Here is a 21,955-nt window from a genome sequence, read left to right on the forward strand (position 1 = left end):
GCTTTCTTAAAAAAGTATCGCTTTGAGATGGATAAGCCAAAAACGCCAAATGCAAGGCGCGCCTTGTTGAACCCTGAGGCGTACTTATGTACGTCAAAGCAGTGAAACGTTGGCGGCAACGCAGCAGTTGGTGAGTTTTTGCGACGCCATCAACGATAATAGTTTACCATCGCTTGCAGCAACGCATCCATCGTCCAGCTCTCGGGCTCGAGATCAACGTCAAAACCACCCTCACGAATGGTCTGTGTCGTTTGCGGGCCGATGGAGAAAAATGCCGTTGCGCCCTTAAGGCGGGCCAGGTCTGCGCCGAGCATCTGCTGCAGATGACGGAAGGTTGATGACGAACTGAAACAGATAGCATCCAGCTCACCGGTCGTCAGCAGGGCACGGATTCTTTCCGCATTCTGCTGAGGGATCACGGTCTCGTAAGCGATTGGATCGATCACAGTAGCGCCGGCGGCGCGCAACTCTCTGGTCAAAAGCGGGCGGGCGGCTGCGGCGCGTGGATAAAAAATTCTCTTCCCTTCGACCCCGCGCGCCAGCAACTCTGCCACAATTCCTTCGGCACGATGATCTGCCGGCATCAGGGTCGGACGCAGCTTGTATTGCGCCAGAGCCTCAGCGGTTTTGGGTCCGACGACAATCAACTCCAACCGGCGCAGCATGCCGAAGTACTGATTATTCTCAAGCATCCGCTCAAACAGCGCCTGCACGGCATTGACCGAGGTTAAAATGACCATCTGGTAGGTATCCAGATCGACCACCGCCAGATCCATCTCCCTATAGCTGGCCGGTGGTACAATTTCGATGGTCGGGATGCAGATTGCCTCGCCACCAAGAGCGTTGATCTGGGCGACAAAGGGTGCCGCCTGCATCGACGGGCGCGTTACCAGAAAACGCCTGCCGGCAAGTGGCAGTTGGGGCGCCCCGGTCATATCAGTGTTCCGCTTCCGGGAAAGTGCGGCAACCATAGACTTCATTGAGGATCGCCGCAGCACCCTCTGCCAGCAGCTCTTTCGCGAGGGCGACACCAGCAGCGTGACCCTGATCCGTCGGCACCAGGGTGGAGCGCTTGAGCAGGGTTGTTCCTTCCACATCAGCCACCAGAGCGGTCAAGGTAAGCTCTCCCCCCTTTACCCTGCCAAAAGCGGCAATCGGCACCTGGCAGCCACCTTCCAGGGTCGCCAGTACCGCTCGCTCAGCAATGACGGCACAGGCGGTTTCGGGATGGTTAAAAAAGTCGATCAGGTCATTGGTACGATCATCTCCGATTCGACTCTCAAGGCCCAGGGCACCCTGTCCGATAGCCGGCAGACAGACATCAGGCTCGAGATAACAGCCGATCTGTTCGGCAAAACCGAGCCGTTTCATGCCGGCAGCGGCGAGGACGACCGCATCAAGATTCTCGTCGCTAAGCTTGCGGATCCGGGTTTCGACATTGCCACGCACGTCAATCATCTGCAGATCGGGGCGCAGATGCAGCAGCTGCGCTTTGCGTCGCAACGAGGAGGTGCCAATGCGCCCATTCTGGGGGATATCCTCCAGCGAACGGCGCCCGACGGGGAGCACCAGAATATCACGCGGGTCCTCACGCTCAGTGATACAACGCAGCCCGGTTCCCTGTGGGAACACCGTGGGAACATCCTTCATCGAGTGCACGGCGATATCAATCTCGTTACGCAGCATCGCTTCCTGGATTTCCTTGACGAACAAGCCCTTACCACCGACCTTGGCGAGGGGAACATCGAGGATTTTATCCCCTTGCGTCTTGATTTTGGTGAGGGTTACCTCCAGGTCGGGATAGCGTTTTTCAAGCTCGGCCTTGACCCAGTTGGCCTGCCACAAAGCCAGGGCACTGGCGCGGGTACCGATACGTAATGTGCGGTTGGACATGCTGTCTCCTTCTCTTAATGACTATTCTTCCGGCAATTCGGGCAGATCGTCAGATGGGGGTTGAACAGAAAGATCAAACAACATCTGCACCGCATCGAGATAACGCAGCTTATCATCGTCACAATCAAGTTGCTTGAGCAGACGGGTTGGATGATGGAGGATTTTATTGACAATAGCGCTGGTCATGGCATCGAGCACCTTGCGCTCATGGTCGTCAAGGTCTCCGAGGCTGGACAGGGTGCGCTGCAACTCTTTCTGACGGACCTCTTCGAGTTGTTTGCGCAGGGCGACAATAGTCGGCCTCACGGTGAGGTTGGACAACCACTCATGGAAGCGGCCGACCTCCTGATCGACAATCTGATCAGCCTTGACCGCCTCCTTTTCACGCTCCTTGAGATTGGACTGCACTACGCCCTGAAGATCATCAACATCGTAGAGATAAACGCTGTCAATCTTGCCGGCAGCCGGGTCGATGTCACGCGGAACGGCAATATCGATCAGGAACATCGGCTGATAGCGCCGCATTTTACAGGCTGCCTTGAGGTCCGCGGCATTGATGACATAATCAGGAGATCCTGTCGATGACAAGAGGATATCAACCCGGTGGAGCTGTTCCCGAAAGTTGGCAAAATTAACAGCAGTCCCGTTAAAGCTTTCAGCCAGGCTTTCGGCGCGGCTGAAAGTACGGTTGGTCACCAGCACCTTGGATACGCCGTAACGGACAAAGTGCTTGGCTGCAAGTTCACACATCTCACCGGCACCGACCAGCATGACCGTTTTATTCTCGAGGGAGTCAAAGATTTTGCGCGCCAGTTCTACTGCGGCATAAGAAACGGACACAGCGTTGCTGGCAATGGCAGTTTCCGTGCGCACCCGCTTGGCCACGGAAAAGGCCTTGTGCATAAAGCGATTAATCACCAGACCGGCACTCTTGGAATCACAGGCATGACCGTAGGCAGTTTTTATCTGACCTAAGATCTGCGGTTCGCCGACCACCATGGAATCGAGGCTGGCAGTCACCCGGAAAACATGGCGCACCGCTTCCTGACAGGTGTAGGAATAAAGATGCTCATTGAGCTCGTCCGGGGTTAGGCCATGACACTCACCCATAAAGCGCTGCAGCTCGGCGCAGGCCTGTTCCGGGCGCATGGTCGCGGCATAGAGTTCAACCCGGTTACAGGTCGAAACGATCATCGCTTCAGATACGCTCGCCAGATCAAGAACCCGAGCAAGGCTGGCGGGGAGGGTATCCGCCTCAAACGCGACCTTTTCGCGAATCTCAACCGGAGCCGTTTTATGACTGAGTCCAACGACAACAATATTCATAACAACAATCCACGGCAATCGGTCATGGCATGGAGAAGGATTCGAAGGTGTGATAGCCATCAAACAGCAGACTCACCCCGAGGAAAGTAAAAAGCAAAAACATAAAGGCGACAATAGAGAAAAACGCAGCGCGACGCCCCCGCCAGCCAACCGTCAGGCGGCCGTGCAGCAGGCCGGCATACAAAAACCAGGTAACCAGCGCCCAGGTCTCCTTCGGATCCCAGCTCCAGTAGCTCCCCCAGGCCATGTTGGCCCAGACCGCACCACTGATAATCCCCAGGGTCATAAATGGAAAACCAACGCTCAGACAGGTGTAGTTGACCCGATCAAGCACATCGATGGAGGGCAAGATCCGGTACAAGCGATTAAACCGCTTGCTCTTGAGCATCCGATCCTGAATCAGATACATCACCCCGGCACCAAAAGACAGGGCAAACGCGGCATTTCCCAAAAAAGCAAAACTGATATGAAAGGGAAATATCCAGCTGCGCAACAGCGGATTAAGCGGCACCACCACATCAGGGCTCAACGCACTGAAGATCATCAGCCCGGTAGCAACCGGAGCGGCAAAAGCCCCCATCACCGACAGGCGAAAACGCAGATCCAACAGCAGGAACAGCAGCACCAGACACCAGGCAAAAAAGGACAGGGATTCGTGCATGCTGGTAACCGGCGTGCCGGAAACCATAGAATGGCGCATCGCAAAAACGCCGGCATGAGCAACGATCCCCACCAGTAACACCCAGCGCCCCAGACGCCCGATATTCTCACGTTTGCCGATCAAAGCCGTCAGGTAGAGCAGGCCGGCTATCAGGTAAAACAGTGTCGTTAGTGCAAAAAGCAGAGTCACTGGTTCCATATGTTCCCTTTCTGCACAAAGGATAACAGTCGATCGAATAAAAGTGAGACAGCAAAAACCGACAGCACATTCAGCATTGAAATAGTTCCTCCTCCACCAATTCACACAGCAGGTGACCGGCAAACTGCATCAGCTCTATTTGCCGCCCCGGGCTGGCGGTTGCCAGATCCAGGCACCATTCAAGTTCATCACGATAGAGTGGATCCTTTTTGCCGGCACCAGTGAACAAAGCGACACCTTGATGATTCTCCAGCATTTCATCGAGCAACCTTTCCAGAGCAGGATTCGGAGCCCCGTTACCAAAAAGCAGCAGCAGCTGCTTTTCGCTGCCAAGCGCGCGATAGTGACGTATAAATAACTGCTCGTAATCACCGCCGGAAGCCATCGCCGCAGCCAGGGCACTATCACTTCCCAGGCAAATCGCCGGCAAGGCCGGTCGATCGAAGTCGAGACGGTAGGCAAAAGCCGTGGCAACAAGTTGAGCCACTGGATGAAAAATCCCAGTACCGACCATCAGCAATTGCCCTCCGTCGGCAAACAGGGTAGCGACCCGCCCTGCCAGGCGCTCAACCTCCACCTGTTGGGTGTCGCAAAAACGCTTGATGAGCTCCCGGTGGAGAACAGCTGATTGTGCGAAACGAGAATCCATAAGGCCTCTGCCAACAAAGGGATGATGGCACAACTAGTCAATCCGGCATGATAGGGAGGCACCTGGTTAGTGTCAAGCATCACCTCGGATACGATGATTAGATCTTTGATTTTTGAATCGAGTTACTATATATTAGCTTTTGAATAAATTGACCACCCTTTTTGAGTATTTGAATCAAGAATAAGGAGAAACTGATGGCTAGTGATAAAATTATCGAAGTTACCGACGACCAGTTCGATACCACCGTGCTGAAATCTGACACCCCGATCCTCGTCGATTTCTGGGCAAGCTGGTGCGCCCCCTGTAAGGCAATTGCCCCGGTGCTGGATCAACTGGCAGACGAATATGACGGCAAGGTCAAGATCGGTAAAGTCAACGTCGACGACAACCCGGCGACCCCTGGTCAATACGGGGTTCGCGGCATCCCGACCATGATTCTTTTTCATCAGGGCAAGGTTGTCGACCAACTGGTAGGCGCCGTACCCAAAAACCAGATTGAAAGCCTGATCAAAAAAGCCCTGTAATTTAAGCTGCTTCACATGCTGATAAATAAAAAAAGCTCCAGCCTGGTTGCCGGAGCTTTTTTATTTGTATAACGCTGCTGTCTTAAAAAAGTCAGATTGGCACCCCAAAACGACGTACCCGACTCGCATTCAAACGGTTTTCCCTGCCGATCTGTTGCAACGCGGCAGTGGCCTTTTCAACAATCAGTCGTTGTGGATCGCTGATGCCACCCAGACGTCCGTAACGCAGACAAACGTCGATATGACGGGACAAATCATCGCCACTTAAGCCCTTGAACAGTAAAATAAAATCAGTCACCGAAGCCCGGGCGAGCTGATGTTCCTCATCGCTGCGGTCTCCCTCTTCATGCAGCCGCTCACACAGCTGTAGCACGGTCCACTTTTCGCGCAGGAGATGCTGAACCTGCCGGAACTTCTCAATCACCTCAGGATCACGGATTTCTTCTGTCTCGACAGCTGACTCAATGGCAAACAGTTTCGTTTCGCTTTTACGTTTTTCGATATACAGGTCGATAATCCGGGTTGCCAACTTGTCTTTACCCAGATAGCGCAGCAGGCGGACGCTGCCGTCCAGATTGGCCGGGCTGATATGGCGGGCATTGTCGCGAAAGCTCTCAGAAAGGCAGTTGATCACATCAGTGGCGTTGTCATCAAACGAGTTGTAAAATTTTCGCCAGGCCTCCTGAAAAGATTTTTCCGAGCGCGCAGCACGAATCTGCTCGTCATCGATTGCTGCCAGCGCCTTCATCGGTTCTTCGTCGAGGTAACCATTCTCAACCAGACGACCAATCTGACGACCGAAATCATCCAGAAAAAAATTATCATAACCGCGCAGGATCGCATTCCACTGTTGCTGCTGGGTCGTCAAATTCTCCTCACTGTCAAGGCTGACGAATGAAGCGGTGCGATTCATGACAAAAGCATATTCAGGAGCCTCAGCAGAGCGACTGTAGTAACACCAGGACAGCAGGGTGAGAATACGCACCGCCCGCTCTAACACCAGCGGGTCGAAGCCCTTTAACACCGGCACCAGTAAGCCCGCCAGCGCTTCAGTTTTTTTGATGATGCGGATGTTGTTGATCTGCAGCCGCATCACCGCTGCCCCAAGAATCTTGCCCAGAGGGTCGTTGCGCAATGAAATTGCCACACAATCCTTGGCACTCGGGGCAAAGCGCAGTTCGCTGTCGATGACCTTCTCGCGCAGGCGATTGTACTCAATATAGGAATCGCCAGCGAGGCTTTCATCATTGAGAATCAGCACCACCTTGCACTTTTTCTGCTCCTTCAAAATGGTGATCAGCCCGAGAATATCCTGGGCCTCAATTCCTTTGCCTTTACGTTCAAAATCATCCAGGCAGATCAGGGTTTTTTCCAGCGACAGAAAAGCCAGGGATTCGAAAGGAGCATCAGTGAATTCTGCCGCTTTTTCTACCGAAAAAAGGGCAAACTTCTTTTTTCCGGTGGTACGCAGCAAACGGCTCATGTTGGCACGAAAGCTCTCCACCGAGGGACGGCGGCCGATGTGCTGACGGGACATCATATTTTCAAAAATACTATTTTTCAGTTCCGACAGGGAATTGATACCAAACAGGGAAACGTATGAGTAGTCATTTAAGGCAATGCGCCGTTGATTTTTTGCGGCATGCAGGTAAGCATTCCAGGCATAGGTTTTGCCCACCCCCCAGCCCCCTTTGATGGCGAGAACCTCCGGTGCTTCGCTTGCCAGAAATCGTCCGATCTGCTGTTCAATAATGGTAATGGACATCGGGCAGCTCCTTCACTGATCGACCGCAGATTAACACAAAAAGAGTCAGCCCAAGACCTGACGCAACTGCTCTCTGAACTGCCCGGCGCCGCCATTGGCGGGATGGCGCACCTTGGTTGCGGCAACCCCCAGCTGCTTCAGTTGCAGCGCGGATTTTTCACCAACCGCAACAATTTGACCGAAATTTCCGAGTTCCAGCAGTTGCAGCAGAACCTGATGTCCGTCGTTAAGTTCCTGCGTATCCGGGGTGCGGTTACTGAGCAGCCCCCTGTCAGGGTGATAAGGATGCCAGGGGAAAGCGTTCCATAAAACCACCCGATAGGGATCTATTCCCTGCTGCGCAAAAAACCCCCAGACGATGGTCGCGGTCGGCTCGGTAAAACCTGCAAAACGTACCTTGAGCGCGCTGGTCCGGCGTGGCGCCAAACCTCTGAACACGCTATCCGGCAGCAGTCCTTTGTGGGCCAGACCACCCAGCAGCAGGCGCTCCGAGGTCATCGGAATTCCACTGAAATGCCCCCCCTGATAGCCGATAGCTTCGGCACATAACAGGGTATCTGCCTGACCAATGCGCTCGTCCAGATAGTGGGTCAACTGTTCGCAACGTATCATCGCTCCCTGATCATCAGCATCGTGATATACATCCCTCTCACCCCAGGGATTAAACACCGCTGCAGACCGATAAGCGCGCAGGGCGGCAATAAAATCAGCAAGCACCTTCACACCGCCTGAATCAGAATATAAGGTTGTACAATCAGCATCAAAAAGGGTTTATCAGGGGCCGCTTCCCATTCTGCAAGCTCGGCGGCTGTCGGCTTGGCCAATTGGCCGCCGGCAATCCACTCCCCCACCTGGGGCGCATCATCCGCCGCAACGGCGGCGGCCACGGTTACCAGATTCAGATCACCGGCCACGGTGACGAGGGCATCACGACGCAGATGGATACGCAGCTCGCGCCAGTTGACCTGGGCAAGATCGCGCTCACAGGCTTCTTTGACAGTTGTCATTCTATCCTCTCCATGCATCCCTGGTAACAGGTAAGTTCCGGCGAGAATAACCAGCTGATGATGGGTGCGTCAACACCTGCGTTGTATCATGTTCAATCAAAATTATACTGAGGCTCAAAAAGCAGCTCAATTAATTTCGCCCGATGGCCGATAGATATGATAATGTTGCGTCTTTTTATACACTTTTCTCCATGTCAGACGTGAGGATCATGGCTAAAAGCGATCAGAAAAACAGGATTCAGAGCAGCTGCATGGCGCTTGCGGAATATGTCACCGACGACTACAGCCTGCAGCTGCAGACCTGCGACAGCGAGATTGAGTGTCGGGCCGGTATCACCGTCCATAACCTCGAAAAAAGCCCCTCTCCTGCAGATATTATCTCGATTCTGCGCCGCAACAACATTACCAGCACTGTCGATCTCGAGCAGGTCGCCATCTTTTGCACCGAAGCCGCCCAGGGCAACAATCCCCAGGACATCATCCTCGCCCGCGGGACGGAACCGGAACCGGGAGAAGACGGCTGGTTCGAACTGCTGGTGTCAACCGGCAAAGATGTGTCGGAATGGGAAGAGGACGAGTTTGGCCGGGTCAACTTTAAAGATGTCCAGAACTTCTCCAATGTTGACATTGATGAACATATCGGCAACATCTTCCCGCCGACCCCCGGTGCCCCGGGCAAAACCATTACCGGCGATCTGATTCCCCCGTTATCCGGCAAAACCGCCAATGTTGTCGCCGGTGCCGGCGTACGTTTGAGCGACGATGGTAAACAGGCCTTTGCCACCCGTAGCGGACGTGCTGTCTTTGATAACAACATCATCTCGATTGCCGAAGAATTTATCGTCAATGGCGATGTTGATTTAAGTATCGGGCACATAGTCTTTAATGGTTTTGTTGACATCAAGGGCGATGTGCTTGACGATTTCAACATTACCGCTACCAAGGGTATCAAGGTCTCCGGCGCCGTCGGCGCCTGTAGAATTCAGTGTGACGGGCCAGTGACCATCGGCACCATGACCGGCAAGGGGGCGGGAAAAGTTGTCTGCAAAGGAACTTTGCAGGCCAACTATCTCAACCAGGTCACGGTCGAATGCTGGAGCAACATCCGAGTTGCCCACGAGGTGCGCAACTCGGTACTCAAAGCCACCGGCAGTATCCACATTGAATCGGGGCAGATCTCAGGCGGTGAGGCCATTGCTCTGGAAGGGATCGAGGCCAAAGCAGTGGGGGCACGCTCCGGCATTAAAACCCACTTGACTTCCGGGGTCTACTTTCCCGAAAACGATCGTCTCAAATACCTGCGGACGCGGGTTAAAAGTGTCGCTGAACAGGTTAAGCGAATCAGTGAAGCTCTGAAATCACTGAATAAAAAACCGTTGCCGGACAACCGCCCGGCCCTGCGTGAAGCCATTGAACTGCGCATTGGCATCCTCACCCAACGCCACGTCAACCTCGAAGAAGAACGGGAAGAGCTCAGCGAAGAGCTGATCAACTTCAGCGCCGGAGAACACCCGACCGCCCGCGCCAGGATCAATATTCTGGCAAAACTGATGGAAGGATCAGTCCTTCACCTTGGTGAAACCAGTGAAGAAATCAAGATGGAGCGCTCTGGTCCCATGTCCATCGTTGAAAACACCCAAGATGGCGGACTGCGCTTTTTGAGTCACTCGCCACTGGCAGCCGTTGTTAAGGAACCGGAAGATAATTCCAACGAATGATTTTTTTATAACGCCATCAGGCGCCTCGATGCTGTAACTCCCATATTACTCGCTCGGCCACCCGATTGGCTGCGTTGACACAATCGTTCAAACCCACCCCGTAAAAAGCATTTCCGGTTAACAACAGCCCCGGCGTTGTTGCCAGCGCAGCATCCAGAGCCTGCAATCTGGCTCCGTGGCCACGAGTGTACTGAGGAATCGCACGTGGATGACGGAACACCCGAACAAAATCAGGCAACTCAGTAATTCCCATGATCTGACGCAAATCGGCGGTGGTGCGGGCAATGACCTCTTCATCTGCAAGATCGATCGCTGCAGGATTAGTCGCGCCGCCCATCATTGAGCGTAACAGCACTTTTCCTTCCGGGGCGCGATTGGGAAAAATGCTCGAATCCCAGAGGGTGCCCAGGGTATTGCACCCTTCGGCACGGGGAATCAGATAGCCAAAACCATCCAGATTGCGCGCGATCCGTTCACGTTCATAACCAAAACAGATCACGTTCATCGGGGCGTAGGGAATTTCACGCAACAGCGTTGCCGCTTGTGAATTCAGTTCATCGATCATTGCCGCTACCGCGTAAGAAGGGGAAGCGGTAATCACCATGTCAGCGTCAAGCTGTCGCCCGTCAGCCAGATACAGCAAAAATCCACCTGATTTTCCCTCGATTCGCTCCACTTGCTGACCGCTAATCAACTCTCCTTTTAAAGAAGAGGATGCAGCATCGGTCAACTCCTGAATACCCCCGACAAAAGACGTCAACACCCCACCCGGTCCAGCGGCACTGGCAACCGCCTTACCCTCCTTGATCTCGGCGCGTTTTTTACGTGCCAACCGCACCATCGCTTTGAGCAGACCACCATATTCCTGCTCAAGTTCATTAATCCGCGGGAAACAGCTTTTCAGACTCATGGTCTCCGGATCACCGGCGAAAATACCGGATACCATGGGTGAAATCAGCTTATCCAGAGCTTCCTTGCCCAACCGCCGACGACCGAACTCGGCAAGGGTTTCATCACCGGGATCATTACGTTTGGGTACCAGCACTTCACTTGCCAGCCGCACTTTTCCCGGCCAGGAGATCAGCTTGGAAGATAAAAAGGAGGGGCCATTCTCGGGCAGTCGGTGGAGCATTTTATCCGCGTAGATATAACGTTTGCGCGCGTTATCGTCTGAACGTAGCAAGCGTTCCTCAATCTGCAGATGGCGACAGAAATCAAGGGTCATGGGTTTACTGTCGAGAAAACCATTAGGTCCCCATTCACACAGATAGCCCTCTTCCTTGATCGACCAGATCTTACCGCCGACACGTTCCTGTTTTTCGATGACCAGGGTGGTCAGATCAAGGCCCGATCGGCGGGCATGGTCTTCAATAGCACTGGCTGCCGCCAAACCGGAAATTCCTGCTCCTATGATTGCGATTCGTGTCATAATGACCCCTGAAAAGTTCGGATTAATGAAAGTTTTCCACATCCTAGCGGTTCACCACAGACAGGTCAAGCAAGCGCGGCATCTGTAAGCATAGGTGCTTGACCTGTTTAAAAACTGATCCTACTATGGCGTTGAATATCAACTCGCAACAAGCAGGAGCGTTAGAACTATGGCCAAGGATTATTACTCGGTACTCGGCGTCGAACGCAATGCCGATGCCGCTACGATAAAAAAAGCTTATCGCAAACTGGCGCAGAAGTATCATCCCGATAAAAACCCCGGCGACAAACATGCCGAAGATCAATTCAAACAACTGACAGAAGCCTACGCCGTGTTATCCGACCCGGAGAAAAAAAATCAATATGACCAGTTTGGTGATGCCGGTTTTCACCAGCGCTTTTCCCAGGAAGACATCTTCCGTAATGTCAACATGGGGGATATCTTCGGCGGCTTCGGAGGTGAGGACCTGTTCAGCCAGCTCTTTGGCGGGCGTCCTCACTCGCGCCGGGCACCGCAACGTGGGCAGGACTATTCGATGCAGATCAGTATCCCTTTTCGCCTGGCGGTTCAGGGTGGTGAACGGCGCATCGATTATCGCAGCGACAGCAAGGTCGAGCAGATCAAGGTCAAGATTCCCCCAGGCATTGAACAGGGAGCAAAACTTCGCGTCGCCGGCAAGGGGGGTGCCAATCCGGCCGGTGGACCGGCAGGAGATCTGTTTTTACAAATCGATATTGAACCCGATCCGGTTTTCAGCCGTGAAGGCAAAGATCTGCTGGTCAGGGCGGAAATTCCTTTCAGCGGCATCTGCCTCGGTACAACTATCGAAGTGCCGACCCTTACATCCCCTAAGCGGGTTAAAGTGCCGGCCGGCATGCAACCAGGTCAAAAGATCCGTCTGCGCGGTTTCGGAGTTGCAGCCTCGGGAAATCAGCAAGCCGGTGATCTGTATGCGATTATCGAGGTGGCCGTTCCCAAAAATCTCAGTGCAGAACAGAAAGAGTTATTGAAAAAATTGAAGGAAGTCAGGCTGTAAAGCTATGTCTGACGATTGAATCATTCAACCTGTCAGATCAACTGATGGTGAACACGGGGTTCAGGGCTAATTTCCTTGCTTTGCAGCGACGGCATGGGCTATAGTGGCCAGCACTTTTAAAAAGCACTACAGAGGTCCTTACGTACTGGAAATGGGGCCATACAGCCCCTACCACATCCTTAAGGTGGCCCACGCACATCATGAAAAAAATCCTGCGCTCACTGCTCCCAACCCTGTTTTTATTGTTACTGACTGGTCTGCAAACAGTAATGGGATGCCCCTCTGCACCGCTAACAGAACACTCCACAATCAATATCCAGGTTAACGCCTGCCATGACTTTATTAAAAAAACAGCCTCTGATACCTGCTGCGACAGTACCGCCTGCCATCGCGCTCATTCGCCAATACAAAACTTCGGCAGCCCTGAGTATGCCAATCAGATCAAGGATCTGCTCCCGCTGATTCTTGAGTCACGCCAGCAGCTTCCGCAATCAAAAACAGTCAAAGCCTTTGTGCCGCCAATGATCAGTTGTCAGAATAAACGACAACTGCCTGTCACCTCGATTGTCCCTCGCCACGCCTTGGCCTTTTTACGTACAACCGTTCTGATCCATTGAGATTCTCCCGCTACGCACCGCGATAAACGACGGAGGCCGTCGTTTATTATGACCAATTTTGTCTGATTTCTCAGGCATTCTGCAACGGGAGATATTCACCTTGACTGAAACAGAAAAAAAACAAGACTTCACTGATCGCATATGGGACTTTTTCTGTTCCCTGAAGCTGACCATCATTCTGCTTTTATTGCTGGCGATCACCTCCATCATCGGCACGATTATTCCACAAAACTCATCAGCAGCAGAATATATTCGTCTTTACGGACAATCCAACTACGAACTTTTCACCAAACTCCAGTTCACGGAGATGTACGGTTCCACCTGGTTTATCGGTCTGTTGGCCCTGTTCTGCGTCAACCTGATCTGCTGTTCGATTAAACACTTTCCGCGTACCTGGAAGTTTTTCAAAGAGCCGGCGCACATTGCCACTCCGGGGCTACTGAAAAATTCCAGCAACAAGCTGGAAATCAGTACTAAAGAGTCGCCGGAAGCGGTCCTTGAGAAAGTCAAAGGAGCGCTGGATAAAAACTTCGCCAGGACTGTACGCACTGACGCCGACGGAAAAACCTACCTGTTCGCCCAAAAAGGAATCTTCTCCCGCCTGGGTGCTTACATGACTCACATTTCCATTATTGTGGTCCTGGTTGGAGCCATCATCGGCAATGTTTTTGGTTTTAAAGCCTACGTCAATATCCCTGAAGGGGATTCGGTTTCGCACGTGATGACCCGGGATGGCAGTCAGCGCATTGATCTGGGTTTTGAAGTACGCTGCGACAATTTTGACGTCAAATTCTACCCCAACACCTCCCGACCAATGGAGTATGCCAGCGATCTGGTGATTCTCAAAGATGGTGTTGAAGTCTATGAAAAAAGAATTGTCGTTAACGACCCGTTGTTTTTTGAGGGAATTATCTTCTACCAGTCAAGTTACGGTCAGGCCGGTGATCCCACTATCAGCTTTAAAGTCACCGACAGCCAGAATGGCGAAATCCAGGAATTCAATGCCCCGTTAGGCAGTCGAGTGCAACTGGCCGACGGCTTCAGTGTCATTGTTACTGATTTCACTGACAACGACCGCAGTTTCGGACCGGCGATGCGGATGAACATGATCAGCCCGGATGGTGCCCGTGGAAATCCGGTGGTCATCTGGCAGAATTTTCCTGAATTCGACGAACGTCGTGGTGATCGCTTCAGCTTCGCCATGCTCGGCTTCAGTCAGACCTACTTCACCGGCCTGCAGGTCGCCCGGGATCCCGGTGTGAATATTGTCTGGGCCGGTTGTATCATGATGATTATTGGCCCCTTCGTCGCCTTCTTCATGTCGCACAAGCGGGTCTGGGCCTGCATTGAACATGATGGCAAGGGTACTAAAGTTCAGCTGGCCGGCAATGCACACCGCAACCAGCCAGGATTTGCCCTGGCCTTTGATGATCTGATGCAAAAAGTGGAAAATGCCGTTAAAAATGATTCCCCGACAAAGGAGGGATAACCCATGGATAGTGGACAACTCTTTAATTTAACGACCATTGCTTATTTTGCCTCGATGGTTCTGTATATCGCCTTTATCGCAACCAAAAACAACAAGGTCGCCGCGGCGGCAACCCTGGCGGCGCTAACCGGCCTTATCATCCAGACCGGGGCATTGGGGATGCGCTGGTATGAATCCTATGCGCTTCTGGGCAATGAACATGGCCGTGCCCCCCTGACCAACCTTTATGAATCGGTAGTTTTTTTCGCCTGGTCGATCGTCGCCGTCTACCTGTTCATGGAGATGAAGTATTTCAGTAAACACCGTGCCGTCGGCGCCTTTGTTCTCCCCATTGCCCTGTTCGCCATGCTCTGGGGACAAATGAGCCTGAACAAATCGATTGATCCGCTGGTACCGGCGTTGCAGAGCAACTGGCTGACCTATCATGTCATCACCTGTTTTATCGGCTATGCCGCTTTCGCCATCGCTTTCGGCGTCTCAATTATGTACCTGCTGAAAATCGGCAAAGAGGAAAAACATCAAGGGCCTGATCCGATGGGTGGTATTCTCGGCATGTTCCCACCGACCAGGGTGCTTGACGACCTCAACTACAAAGCCATTATGATCGGCTTTCCGATGCTGACCCTCGGCATCATCACCGGCGCCGCCTGGGCTTATTATGCCTGGGGAACCTACTGGAGCTGGGATCCGAAGGAAACCTGGAGCCTGATTGTCTGGTTTATCTACGCCGCCTTCCTCCACGCCCGCTTCACCCGCGGCTGGGCCGGACGCAAAGCAGCCTGGCTGTCAATGATCGGCTTTGGCGCCACCCTGTTCTGCTACCTGGGGGTCAACCTGGTACTGTCAGGCCTGCACTCCTACGGTGGCGGCTGATCAGCTAGTCAAAAAAAAACGAGTACAAAAAAGGGCGCTTCGTCATGAGGCGCCCTTTTTATCGGTCTTTTTCAATGGTTCACGCCGGCCATTACGGACGTCGGCAAACCATCAGAAACACCGGATACCCCTTAAGCGCCCCTTCTTCGCCGCGTACCACCTCGAAGACGGTGGTAAAGTTGACATCGACAAAGCCGATCCGCGTCAGCAACCCCGCCAATTCTTGACGGTCAAACCCCTGATGTCCGCTAAAATCACTGCCATGAAAACTCCCGTCTTCAACATCAAGATCGGCAACACACAGATGCCCCCCGGGATTGAGCAACTCCCAGAAAGCAACCAGCAAACCCTGATAGTCGTCAACATGATGCAGGGTCATCAGCGAGCAGATCAGATCGAAGCATTCATCCGGTGTCGGCTCCGCGGACAAGTCGAGATAAAGCATACTGACCTGATCAAAACTGCCGGCAGCGATCTTTTGTTCAACAACACTAAGCATCCCCGGGGAACTGTCCGCCAGCACCAGCTCGCCAACTGCCGGTTTCAGGGCAAAACCGAGCAGCCCGGTTCCGCAACCGTATTCCAGGGTCCGGGTTGTGGGTGACAATGGCACCTGCTTACGAATAGCCGCAGCTACCGTTTCAGCACGTTCTATCTTTTTTGGATCAGTATCCCAGCGCGTGGCTTTTTCATTAAAACTCATCGGCAGCAAATCTCCTGTACAGCGATTCCTCGGCAAGGGTTCCGGCAACATACTCGACAAGCACTATTAACATCAATATAATGATCGCCCTGTGAGCATTTTCACGTGTAATTCTTCTGCCGACAGGAGCTTATCATGAACAGTCAGATTGCCGCAGCAATCAACCTGCCCCACCAGCCTGTTGCTATTCTCTGGAGCGATGAGAAACCTGAAGGGGCTCAGATGTTCAAGGACAAGTCCTGGGCCTGCTCCCTGTGGCTGACAGCGGCGGCGGCCAAAGGCAAGGTCACCGCCTGCAGCCGCGATGCTTTTGGCTGTTTCGGCGGCGGCACCGGCCTTGGCTTCGGCGATCAGTATCGTAATTTTCCTGGCGGGACTGAAGGATTCTGCCGTTTCCTTTCCTCCGGCAACGCCGGCCACCCCGAAGGAGAAGAAGTAGCCAGGGCGCTCAAGGCCGTTGCTGATGAGCATTTTATTGAGGAATATCTGCAGGGCGAGCGTTACCTGAAAAACCCGGAGGCGGTGCGTGATTTTATCGATGATCTACCGATGCGTGATATCCCCGCCCAATACGTGGTATTCAAGCCCTTGAGCGAAATTGATCTGCAACTGGAAGAGCCGATTGTTGTGGTTTTTTTCTGCAATCCTGACCAGTTTTCCGCCCTCGGCGTATTAGCTAACTACAGCTTCGACGGCAACGACAATGTCATCTTCCCATTTGCCGCCGGCTGTCAGGCAATCAGTCTCTACGCCTACGATGAAGAGGAAAAAGATCATCCCAAGGCAGTTGCCGGCCTGATGGACCTGTCAGCGCGCCTCTATCTGCGCAATCACTTCGGCGACAATGTCATGAGCATGTCGCTGCCCTGGTCGATGTTCCAAACCATGGAGGAGAATGTCGCCGGCTCCTTCCTGGAACGCAACACCTGGAACAAACTGATGCAGAGCAGAACGACCTGATCGAGCTTTCTGCTCTTACTCGACCGGTTTGTACCAGACGTTCATGCTCTCCAGCCCGCCGGAAATCTGGGTGTTCTGCACCAGAGTACCGCCATACTGGTAGCCACTTTTGGCAAAGGTGATATTCATTCCAAACGAGGTAGCTCTGGCAATGGTGTAACAGGTCTGAATCTCTGCTTGTGCCATCAGTGTTTCCAATTCGGCCAGCAGCAGATGGGCTAACCCCTTGCCCCGACAGACCGGATCAGTCGCAAAATCAGTCATTTCAGCATGGGAGCCGGCCTTGTCAACTTCGGCTGAGGCCAAGGCCATCAGCTTATCTTCCTTCCAGATACCGGCGTAGACAACATTATCAGTCATCGTCCCGGCCAGGTAGTCCGGGTCATGGATCGGAAAGGGGTAACTGGAAAAGACCCGCTGGTAAAGATCAGCCATCGCCGAACAATCGTCCGGCTGCGCCAGGCGGCACTGATAGTTCCCGTCGTCTTGTAAACTGACGGGAACCGTTGAACACGTTTTCGCCCGTGCGGCATCCAGCACCTGTGTTACGATCCCTGCATCAGGGTCGTTTTGGCGCTCTGTCTGAGGATAGCTGGCCAGGAATAAACCATCGGTTTTACCCTGATAAAATTTCGGCACCTGCGCTTCGACGCAGTAACCCGCTTGCAAAAAAGGGGCTTTGATGGTCTCAGGAATCTTGGCAAACACCTTGGAGTAGTCATGCTGATCGACCAGTTCATCGATATATTCAAGCACTCCAGTCACATCTTCCTGCTGCAACTTCATCAGATAAACCCGATCATTTTCAGGACCGTGCTGCAATACGGAAGATCCGAAGGTTTCAATCCGATCAACTGACATCTCGTCTCTCCATGCGTTCGTTACCGGCCGGAGTCAAGCTGATGGTTTCATCATAATCACACAGCAACCGCTCGATCCCGGTGGCGGTATTGTTATCTTCGGCCCCATCCAGCTTCAGTTGCAGATTACAGGTCGTGCACCGGCGATCACAAAATTTCGTCCTGTAGCTTTCCGGTTCAGCATAGGTGGTGATCACCCCCTCATAGTTGCGTAACACAACCTTGTTGGTTGACAGGGAAATCAGATAGTTGGGAGTGAGAGGAATTTTACCGCCACCACCCGGGGCATCAATCACATAGGTCGGCACCGAAAAACCGCTGGTGTGACCGATCAGGCCTTCCATGATCTCGATCCCCTTACCCACCGGTGTACGGAAATGGGACAAACCTTCAGACAGATCGCACTGGTAGAGATAGTAAGGACGCACCCGATTTTCTACCAGCTTGTGCACCAGCGACTTGACGATCCGCACACAGTCGTTCACCCCTGCCAGCAGCACCGTCTGGTTGCCCAGGGGGATCCCGGCGTCAGCCAGTTTTCTTAACGCCTGCCGGGACGAACTGGTCATCTCCCGCGGATGATTAAAGTGGGTATTGAGCCATACCGGGTGGTGTTTTTTGAGCATATCAACCAGATTGTCGGTAATCCGGTAGGGGAGCACGACCGGCATACGTGAACCGATACGGATTATCTGAACATGTTCGATCTGGCGCAATTCGGTCAAGATCCAGTCGAGATACTGATCAGAGAGCATCAGCGGATCACCGCCGGAGAGCAGCACATCACGAACCTCGGTTGCGCCGCGGATATAGTCAAGTCCGGCACGAATCTGATCGCGATCCGGGATGGAGTCAGTGTCGCCGACCTTGCGCTTGCGCGTGCAGTGGCGGCAGTACATAGAGCAGACATTACTGATATGAAACAGCACGCGATCGGGATAACGATGGGTGATGCCCGGCGCCGGACTGTCACGATCTTCCGCCAACGGGTCGCTCATGTCGCATTTGTCAATTTCAAGCTCTTTAGGATCCGGAAACGCCTGGCGAAAAATCGGATCGTTGCGAAAGTCGTCGGCATCAATCAGGGACAGGTAATAAGGAGTAATCGACAGGGGAAATTTTCGCAGGGTCAGTTCAACTTTACGCCGCTCCACATCTTGAAGCTCGATCCCGAGGAGTTTTTCAAACGTGTCAACGCGATTAATGGAATTTCGCAACTGCCAGTGCCAGTCGGTCCAATTGGACTGATGAACCTGATCTTCACTCAAATCTGCCGCGATTTTTTGTTGATTGCTGGAATAAATACTCATGATAAAAGCCTTTTTTCTCCTTTTATAAGAATTTTTTGTCGGTGGTCAGTTAACGGACAAAAAAATGCTGTTAAACTCCAATACAGTTCAAACGAAATAAACAGAGTTTTTTTCAAGAGGCCGTCAACGTCCGACAAGTAACGCCGTCACATTGCCATGAAGATTGACACGATGGGTAAGTTCACAGAGGTGGTAATAGATAATAAACATCTTGAAAGTAAAAAACTTTCTCGCACGAAGATTTGTGCGGAATGGTTTTTTTAAATAAATTTTTACGCAGGGTAACAAATATGATCTTGCTTTTCAAGTACTGATCAAGAAAGGTCATTTTGATGCGACTTCTGGCTTTATGGCGTCGACAAATGTTTCTTTACCCGATCAGGCAGGACCACATAAGGCTGGAATGATCGAGCCGGGCCTTGATCCCAGCAGGATGCTGGGCAACACAGTAGTTGAACAATTAAATATTGTCTCCTCTATCGTGGTTCCCTTACATTGCTAAAGCTTATCTGAGTCAACCGGTCAACTCGGCAGGGTAAGATATTTGGTACCATGATTTCACTGTTTTCATTGTCACCGACTTCACAGTCAACCTCACTTCGGGGCCGGGCACTTTGTATACCCTCCGGCGGAGCATGGCTCAGGGACGGGGTTCCGGCTCGCAACCTCTAGATGAATAGTCCCGTCCGGCATTAGAAAACCCACTTTCCAGGAAAATCATTTATGGATCTGATGTTACAAATATGGGGAGGTGGCTTTTATCTCCTGAACAAAATTTTCTTTGTCTTTGCCGAAGGAAAATCCCCAACGATAAAAAGACAGCTCAGACTCTTTGGATGGGTTATTTACATTCTTGGTGTCCCCGCCTGGGTTATCATTCTTATCAGCAAACACAATTGGATAGCAGCATCAATGGAGGTTGGTGGCGTTCCAGCAATGATTTTTGGCCTGTACAACGCCTACCATGATGTTATTCATCCACGCAAAGCCCTGGATTTAATCACGAGCACCATTACCTATATGACGTTAATCTTCGGTGTCAGTTACAGTTTTTATGATTATGGCGGCATCTGCTCTCTTACCCAGTTCTTGGAGATTGGGACAACGGCAGGTTTTCTGATAGGAAGCTATCTGCTTGCAAAGAAAAACTCAAAAGGCTGGTTGTTCTTTATGCTGATGAACGGCTGCATGGCAGCACTCATGTTTTTACATCACAAACCATTGCTGGCCATTCAGCAATTGATTTCCTTGTGTTTTGTTATTTACGGATTTTCAGCTGCGCGAAAATCACAGATTTATATTCAGTAACAAAGAAAGTTGATCAAGGGGCGATTTCTCAATAATTCCGGCAGTAAGAACATCAAACCCTTGCCTGGCGAACAGTGAACAAGCTTTCCGCGATGCCGGGGTTATTGGCAAACGCAGTTTATTGATGAAGAACCTGCCACTTCTGGATAAGGGCCGGCAAAGTCATTTCTGCCGAGCTTGAAATGCGCACGCATAAAACAACCTATAAAAATGACGATGGATTTCGGCAAGTCTGGAAAACAAGCCAGTTATGATCATTTCACACAACATCCCATCGAAAATGTGATAGACGGACTCGTCCTTGAAGTGTTGAATTTTGAGTCTCAACAAATGGGGACTGTCATTTCTGAAGTGTTAATTCTGGCTGAGGGCGTTTCTCGGGGCCAGGACTTATCAAGCTGAAATAATCGGGTCTGTATGATCTACGCTTATAGACAAATTCCAACCGTCTTCAAAATACAAGACAAGTTGTAGCAAGCGACGCCCTCATGAACATCCTGGTGTTGTTGCTCCGGACTGAATACCGAAGGTTGAAAGCTGTCCTCGCCTCAAAATGGGTATTTAAACTCAAGCGTGATATGAAAACTTCAAATCTGCGTAATTATTATTTGACATATTAAATTAAATAAAGCAAATTTGATATTGCCAAGCCAGATGTTCGATCAATTGAAACTGCTTAACCAGCCGCCTTCAGGCGGCACAAGATTTGAGCCTACCGTTTTTAATAATAGGATCAATAGAAAATGGAAAGAAAAAACTTTCAGATAAAAAATTCTCCAAAAAGTGTGGTTTGATAATTAAATCAAGCACTTACCCAGTTATTATTTAGTCAAGATGTAACAACCAAAGCCAAAAGGAGAGAGCCATGTTTAAAAGATCAACCTACTTAGTTGCCCTGACTGCTTGTTTGCTCATGCTTGCATCCGCGTCGATTGTGAATGCGCAAGACAACCGAGTTGTCCAAACGTTAACTTCTGCGCAGATGAAGTCATTTTTTCAGGATCAAGGCTTCACGAATGTTGAAGTAGACAGCGATGACGACCTTATTGTGCGGATGCAAGGCTATAACATCCTTGTATTTGTCAGGGGCAATGACTATAGCAGCATAATGTATCGTTTTAGCATTGGCGAAACCAGTGCAACAATGCGTGATGTCAACGACTGGAACATGAGTAAAAAGTACTCAAAAGCCTACCTTGACAATGACGGCGACCCTGTACTCGAAATGGACGTTGACTTGGAGGGGGGGGTAACGATTGCAAGAATCAAAGATTCAATTCGGACCTTTAATCTATCTCTGTCTGAATTCTTGAAAGATATTATCTAGATATGTCGAACGATCGCTTCGAGAGCGACGGAAAATGGCGTGCGGATGCGCTATTTTCCGCGTCTCATGCGTAACGTTGAAGCCCCTGTCTCATAATTACCAAAAATCAGGACAATCAACAGCTCAACCTAAAATCACCAGGTTGGGCTGTCATGCAATTTATTTTGCAATAGGGTCTCGCATCTTCCAGGAACTTTTCATACGCAACCGGCGGGAATTTGCGAGCAACCATGGTTGGTAAGAATGCCTGGGTGGCTGAGCTAAAGAACCGCTGGTGGGCTTGAGAAATAACAAGCCCCTCG

At 51.7% G+C, this 21,955-nt stretch carries 21 protein-coding genes; 9 read left to right on the top strand and 12 right to left on the bottom strand.

Annotation, left to right across the window (positions count from 1 at the left end):
- Positions 1-149: 149 nt before the first annotated feature.
- The 5 genes from AC1931_RS10990 to AC1931_RS11010 form a co-directional block, all read right to left on the bottom strand.
- Positions 150-935: a uroporphyrinogen-III synthase gene (locus AC1931_RS10990; RefSeq protein WP_483877311.1), complete on the bottom strand. Its 786-nt coding sequence runs from the start codon at positions 933-935 to the stop codon at positions 150-152.
- A 1-nt stretch (position 936) separates the two neighbouring features.
- Positions 937-1,893 (bottom strand): hydroxymethylbilane synthase, encoded by a 957-nt coding sequence (hemC, locus tag AC1931_RS10995; protein WP_483877312.1) that lies wholly within the window; start codon positions 1,891-1,893, stop codon positions 937-939.
- A gap of 21 nt (positions 1,894-1,914) precedes the next feature.
- Complete coding sequence (gene hemA, locus AC1931_RS11000) at positions 1,915-3,219, bottom strand: glutamyl-tRNA reductase (RefSeq protein WP_483877313.1); 1,305 nt, start codon at positions 3,217-3,219, stop codon at positions 1,915-1,917.
- Between the two features lie 22 nt (positions 3,220-3,241).
- Positions 3,242-4,078 carry a c-type cytochrome biogenesis protein CcsB gene (gene ccsB, locus AC1931_RS11005; protein WP_483877314.1) on the bottom strand — a complete coding sequence of 279 codons (837 nt, stop codon included), beginning with the start codon at positions 4,076-4,078 and terminating at the stop codon, positions 3,242-3,244.
- 70 nt (positions 4,079-4,148) lie between these two features.
- A complete protein-coding gene (locus AC1931_RS11010; protein ID WP_483877315.1) occupies positions 4,149-4,727 on the bottom strand; it encodes a hypothetical protein in 579 nt (192 codons plus the stop codon).
- 194 nt (positions 4,728-4,921) lie between these two features.
- Between AC1931_RS11010 and trxA the strand changes: the two genes are divergently transcribed.
- Complete coding sequence (gene trxA / locus AC1931_RS11015; RefSeq protein ID WP_483877316.1) at positions 4,922-5,251, top strand: thioredoxin TrxA; 330 nt, start codon at positions 4,922-4,924, stop codon at positions 5,249-5,251.
- A gap of 91 nt (positions 5,252-5,342) precedes the next feature.
- Here the strand turns inward: trxA and AC1931_RS11020 are convergent, their stop codons facing one another.
- The 3 genes from AC1931_RS11020 to AC1931_RS11030 are packed head-to-tail and all read right to left on the bottom strand — an operon-like array spanning position 5,343 to position 8,023.
- On the bottom strand, positions 5,343-7,016 hold the full coding sequence (locus AC1931_RS11020; RefSeq protein ID WP_483877317.1) for a P-loop NTPase fold protein: 1,674 nt from the start codon (positions 7,014-7,016) through the stop codon (positions 5,343-5,345).
- Positions 7,017-7,061: 45 nt separating this feature from the next.
- The gene (locus tag AC1931_RS11025; protein WP_483877318.1) at positions 7,062-7,733 is read right to left on the bottom strand and encodes a uracil-DNA glycosylase; all 672 of its coding nucleotides are present in this window, start codon (positions 7,731-7,733) and stop codon (positions 7,062-7,064) included.
- 2 nt (positions 7,734-7,735) lie between these two features.
- Complete coding sequence (locus tag AC1931_RS11030; protein WP_483877319.1) at positions 7,736-8,023, bottom strand: DUF2288 family protein; 288 nt, start codon at positions 8,021-8,023, stop codon at positions 7,736-7,738.
- A 209-nt stretch (positions 8,024-8,232) separates the two neighbouring features.
- Here AC1931_RS11030 and AC1931_RS11035 point away from each other — a divergent pair, with 209 nt between their 5' ends.
- Positions 8,233-9,741, top strand: a complete 1,509-nt coding sequence (locus AC1931_RS11035; RefSeq protein ID WP_483877320.1) for a DUF342 domain-containing protein — start codon at positions 8,233-8,235, stop codon at positions 9,739-9,741.
- 16 nt (positions 9,742-9,757) lie between these two features.
- Here AC1931_RS11035 and hemG read toward each other — a convergent pair whose 3' ends face one another.
- Entirely contained in the window at positions 9,758-11,170 is a 1,413-nt protein-coding gene (hemG, locus tag AC1931_RS11040) for a protoporphyrinogen oxidase (protein WP_483877321.1), read from the bottom strand.
- A gap of 169 nt (positions 11,171-11,339) precedes the next feature.
- On the opposite strand from hemG, the gene AC1931_RS11045 reads away from it, so the two are divergent.
- From AC1931_RS11045 to ccsB (AC1931_RS11060), 4 genes are all read left to right on the top strand, one after another.
- On the top strand, positions 11,340-12,206 hold the full coding sequence (locus AC1931_RS11045) for a DnaJ C-terminal domain-containing protein (protein WP_483877322.1): 867 nt from the start codon (positions 11,340-11,342) through the stop codon (positions 12,204-12,206).
- Between the two features lie 200 nt (positions 12,207-12,406).
- Positions 12,407-12,823 carry a P-loop NTPase family protein gene (locus AC1931_RS11050; protein WP_483877323.1) on the top strand — a complete coding sequence of 139 codons (417 nt, stop codon included), beginning with the start codon at positions 12,407-12,409 and terminating at the stop codon, positions 12,821-12,823.
- A gap of 100 nt (positions 12,824-12,923) precedes the next feature.
- Positions 12,924-14,312 (top strand): cytochrome c biogenesis protein ResB, encoded by a 1,389-nt coding sequence (gene resB, locus AC1931_RS11055; protein ID WP_483877324.1) that lies wholly within the window; start codon positions 12,924-12,926, stop codon positions 14,310-14,312.
- Positions 14,313-14,315: 3 nt separating this feature from the next.
- Positions 14,316-15,185, top strand: coding sequence for a c-type cytochrome biogenesis protein CcsB (gene ccsB / locus AC1931_RS11060; RefSeq protein WP_483877325.1), 870 nt, complete (start codon positions 14,316-14,318; stop codon positions 15,183-15,185).
- A gap of 91 nt (positions 15,186-15,276) precedes the next feature.
- Here ccsB (AC1931_RS11060) and AC1931_RS11065 read toward each other — a convergent pair whose 3' ends face one another.
- Positions 15,277-15,888 (bottom strand): class I SAM-dependent DNA methyltransferase, encoded by a 612-nt coding sequence (locus AC1931_RS11065; protein WP_483877326.1) that lies wholly within the window; start codon positions 15,886-15,888, stop codon positions 15,277-15,279.
- A 135-nt stretch (positions 15,889-16,023) separates the two neighbouring features.
- Between AC1931_RS11065 and AC1931_RS11070 the strand changes: the two genes are divergently transcribed.
- Positions 16,024-16,848, top strand: a complete 825-nt coding sequence (locus AC1931_RS11070) for a DUF169 domain-containing protein (protein WP_483877327.1) — start codon at positions 16,024-16,026, stop codon at positions 16,846-16,848.
- A gap of 15 nt (positions 16,849-16,863) precedes the next feature.
- Here the strand turns inward: AC1931_RS11070 and ablB are convergent, their stop codons facing one another.
- Both ablB and kamA read right to left on the bottom strand, forming a co-directional pair.
- Positions 16,864-17,709 carry a putative beta-lysine N-acetyltransferase gene (gene ablB, locus AC1931_RS11075; protein WP_483877328.1) on the bottom strand — a complete coding sequence of 282 codons (846 nt, stop codon included), beginning with the start codon at positions 17,707-17,709 and terminating at the stop codon, positions 16,864-16,866.
- Positions 17,699-19,018, bottom strand: coding sequence for a lysine 2,3-aminomutase (gene kamA / locus AC1931_RS11080; protein ID WP_483877329.1), 1,320 nt, complete (start codon positions 19,016-19,018; stop codon positions 17,699-17,701). Before kamA ends, ablB begins: the two co-directional genes overlap by 11 nt.
- 723 nt (positions 19,019-19,741) lie before the next feature.
- On the opposite strand from kamA, the gene AC1931_RS11085 reads away from it, so the two are divergent.
- Together AC1931_RS11085 and AC1931_RS11090 are read left to right on the top strand one after the other, a co-directional pair.
- Entirely contained in the window at positions 19,742-20,326 is a 585-nt protein-coding gene (locus tag AC1931_RS11085) for a nicotinamide mononucleotide transporter (RefSeq protein WP_483877330.1), read from the top strand.
- An 865-nt stretch (positions 20,327-21,191) separates the two neighbouring features.
- Complete coding sequence (locus AC1931_RS11090) at positions 21,192-21,653, top strand: YbjN domain-containing protein (RefSeq protein WP_483877331.1); 462 nt, start codon at positions 21,192-21,194, stop codon at positions 21,651-21,653.
- Positions 21,654-21,955 lie beyond the last annotated feature (302 nt).

The sequence above is a fragment of the Pelovirga sp. C15f genome (assembly GCF_057178085.1).

What these genes read in the sequence shown, in the direction of transcription:
- AC1931_RS10990 (WP_483877311.1), bottom strand. Translation starts at nt 935, where the DNA reads ATGACCGGGGCGCCCCAACTGCCACTTGCCGGCAGGCGTTTTCTGGTA.
- hemC (WP_483877312.1), bottom strand. Translation starts at nt 1,893, where the DNA reads ATGTCCAACCGCACATTACGTATCGGTACCCGCGCCAGTGCCCTGGCT.
- hemA (WP_483877313.1), bottom strand. Translation starts at nt 3,219, where the DNA reads ATGAATATTGTTGTCGTTGGACTCAGTCATAAAACGGCTCCGGTTGAG.
- ccsB (WP_483877314.1), bottom strand. Translation starts at nt 4,078, where the DNA reads ATGGAACCAGTGACTCTGCTTTTTGCACTAACGACACTGTTTTACCTG.
- AC1931_RS11010 (WP_483877315.1), bottom strand. Translation starts at nt 4,727, where the DNA reads ATGGATTCTCGTTTCGCACAATCAGCTGTTCTCCACCGGGAGCTCATC.
- trxA (WP_483877316.1), top strand. Translation starts at nt 4,922, where the DNA reads ATGGCTAGTGATAAAATTATCGAAGTTACCGACGACCAGTTCGATACC.
- AC1931_RS11020 (WP_483877317.1), bottom strand. Translation starts at nt 7,016, where the DNA reads ATGTCCATTACCATTATTGAACAGCAGATCGGACGATTTCTGGCAAGC.
- AC1931_RS11030 (WP_483877319.1), bottom strand. Translation starts at nt 8,023, where the DNA reads ATGACAACTGTCAAAGAAGCCTGTGAGCGCGATCTTGCCCAGGTCAAC.
- AC1931_RS11035 (WP_483877320.1), top strand. Translation starts at nt 8,233, where the DNA reads ATGGCTAAAAGCGATCAGAAAAACAGGATTCAGAGCAGCTGCATGGCG.
- hemG (WP_483877321.1), bottom strand. Translation starts at nt 11,170, where the DNA reads ATGACACGAATCGCAATCATAGGAGCAGGAATTTCCGGTTTGGCGGCA.
- AC1931_RS11045 (WP_483877322.1), top strand. Translation starts at nt 11,340, where the DNA reads ATGGCCAAGGATTATTACTCGGTACTCGGCGTCGAACGCAATGCCGAT.
- AC1931_RS11050 (WP_483877323.1), top strand. Translation starts at nt 12,407, where the DNA reads ATGAAAAAAATCCTGCGCTCACTGCTCCCAACCCTGTTTTTATTGTTA.
- ccsB (WP_483877325.1), top strand. Translation starts at nt 14,316, where the DNA reads ATGGATAGTGGACAACTCTTTAATTTAACGACCATTGCTTATTTTGCC.
- AC1931_RS11065 (WP_483877326.1), bottom strand. Translation starts at nt 15,888, where the DNA reads ATGAGTTTTAATGAAAAAGCCACGCGCTGGGATACTGATCCAAAAAAG.
- AC1931_RS11070 (WP_483877327.1), top strand. Translation starts at nt 16,024, where the DNA reads ATGAACAGTCAGATTGCCGCAGCAATCAACCTGCCCCACCAGCCTGTT.
- ablB (WP_483877328.1), bottom strand. Translation starts at nt 17,709, where the DNA reads ATGTCAGTTGATCGGATTGAAACCTTCGGATCTTCCGTATTGCAGCAC.
- kamA (WP_483877329.1), bottom strand. Translation starts at nt 19,018, where the DNA reads ATGAGTATTTATTCCAGCAATCAACAAAAAATCGCGGCAGATTTGAGT.
- AC1931_RS11085 (WP_483877330.1), top strand. Translation starts at nt 19,742, where the DNA reads ATGGATCTGATGTTACAAATATGGGGAGGTGGCTTTTATCTCCTGAAC.
- AC1931_RS11090 (WP_483877331.1), top strand. Translation starts at nt 21,192, where the DNA reads ATGTTTAAAAGATCAACCTACTTAGTTGCCCTGACTGCTTGTTTGCTC.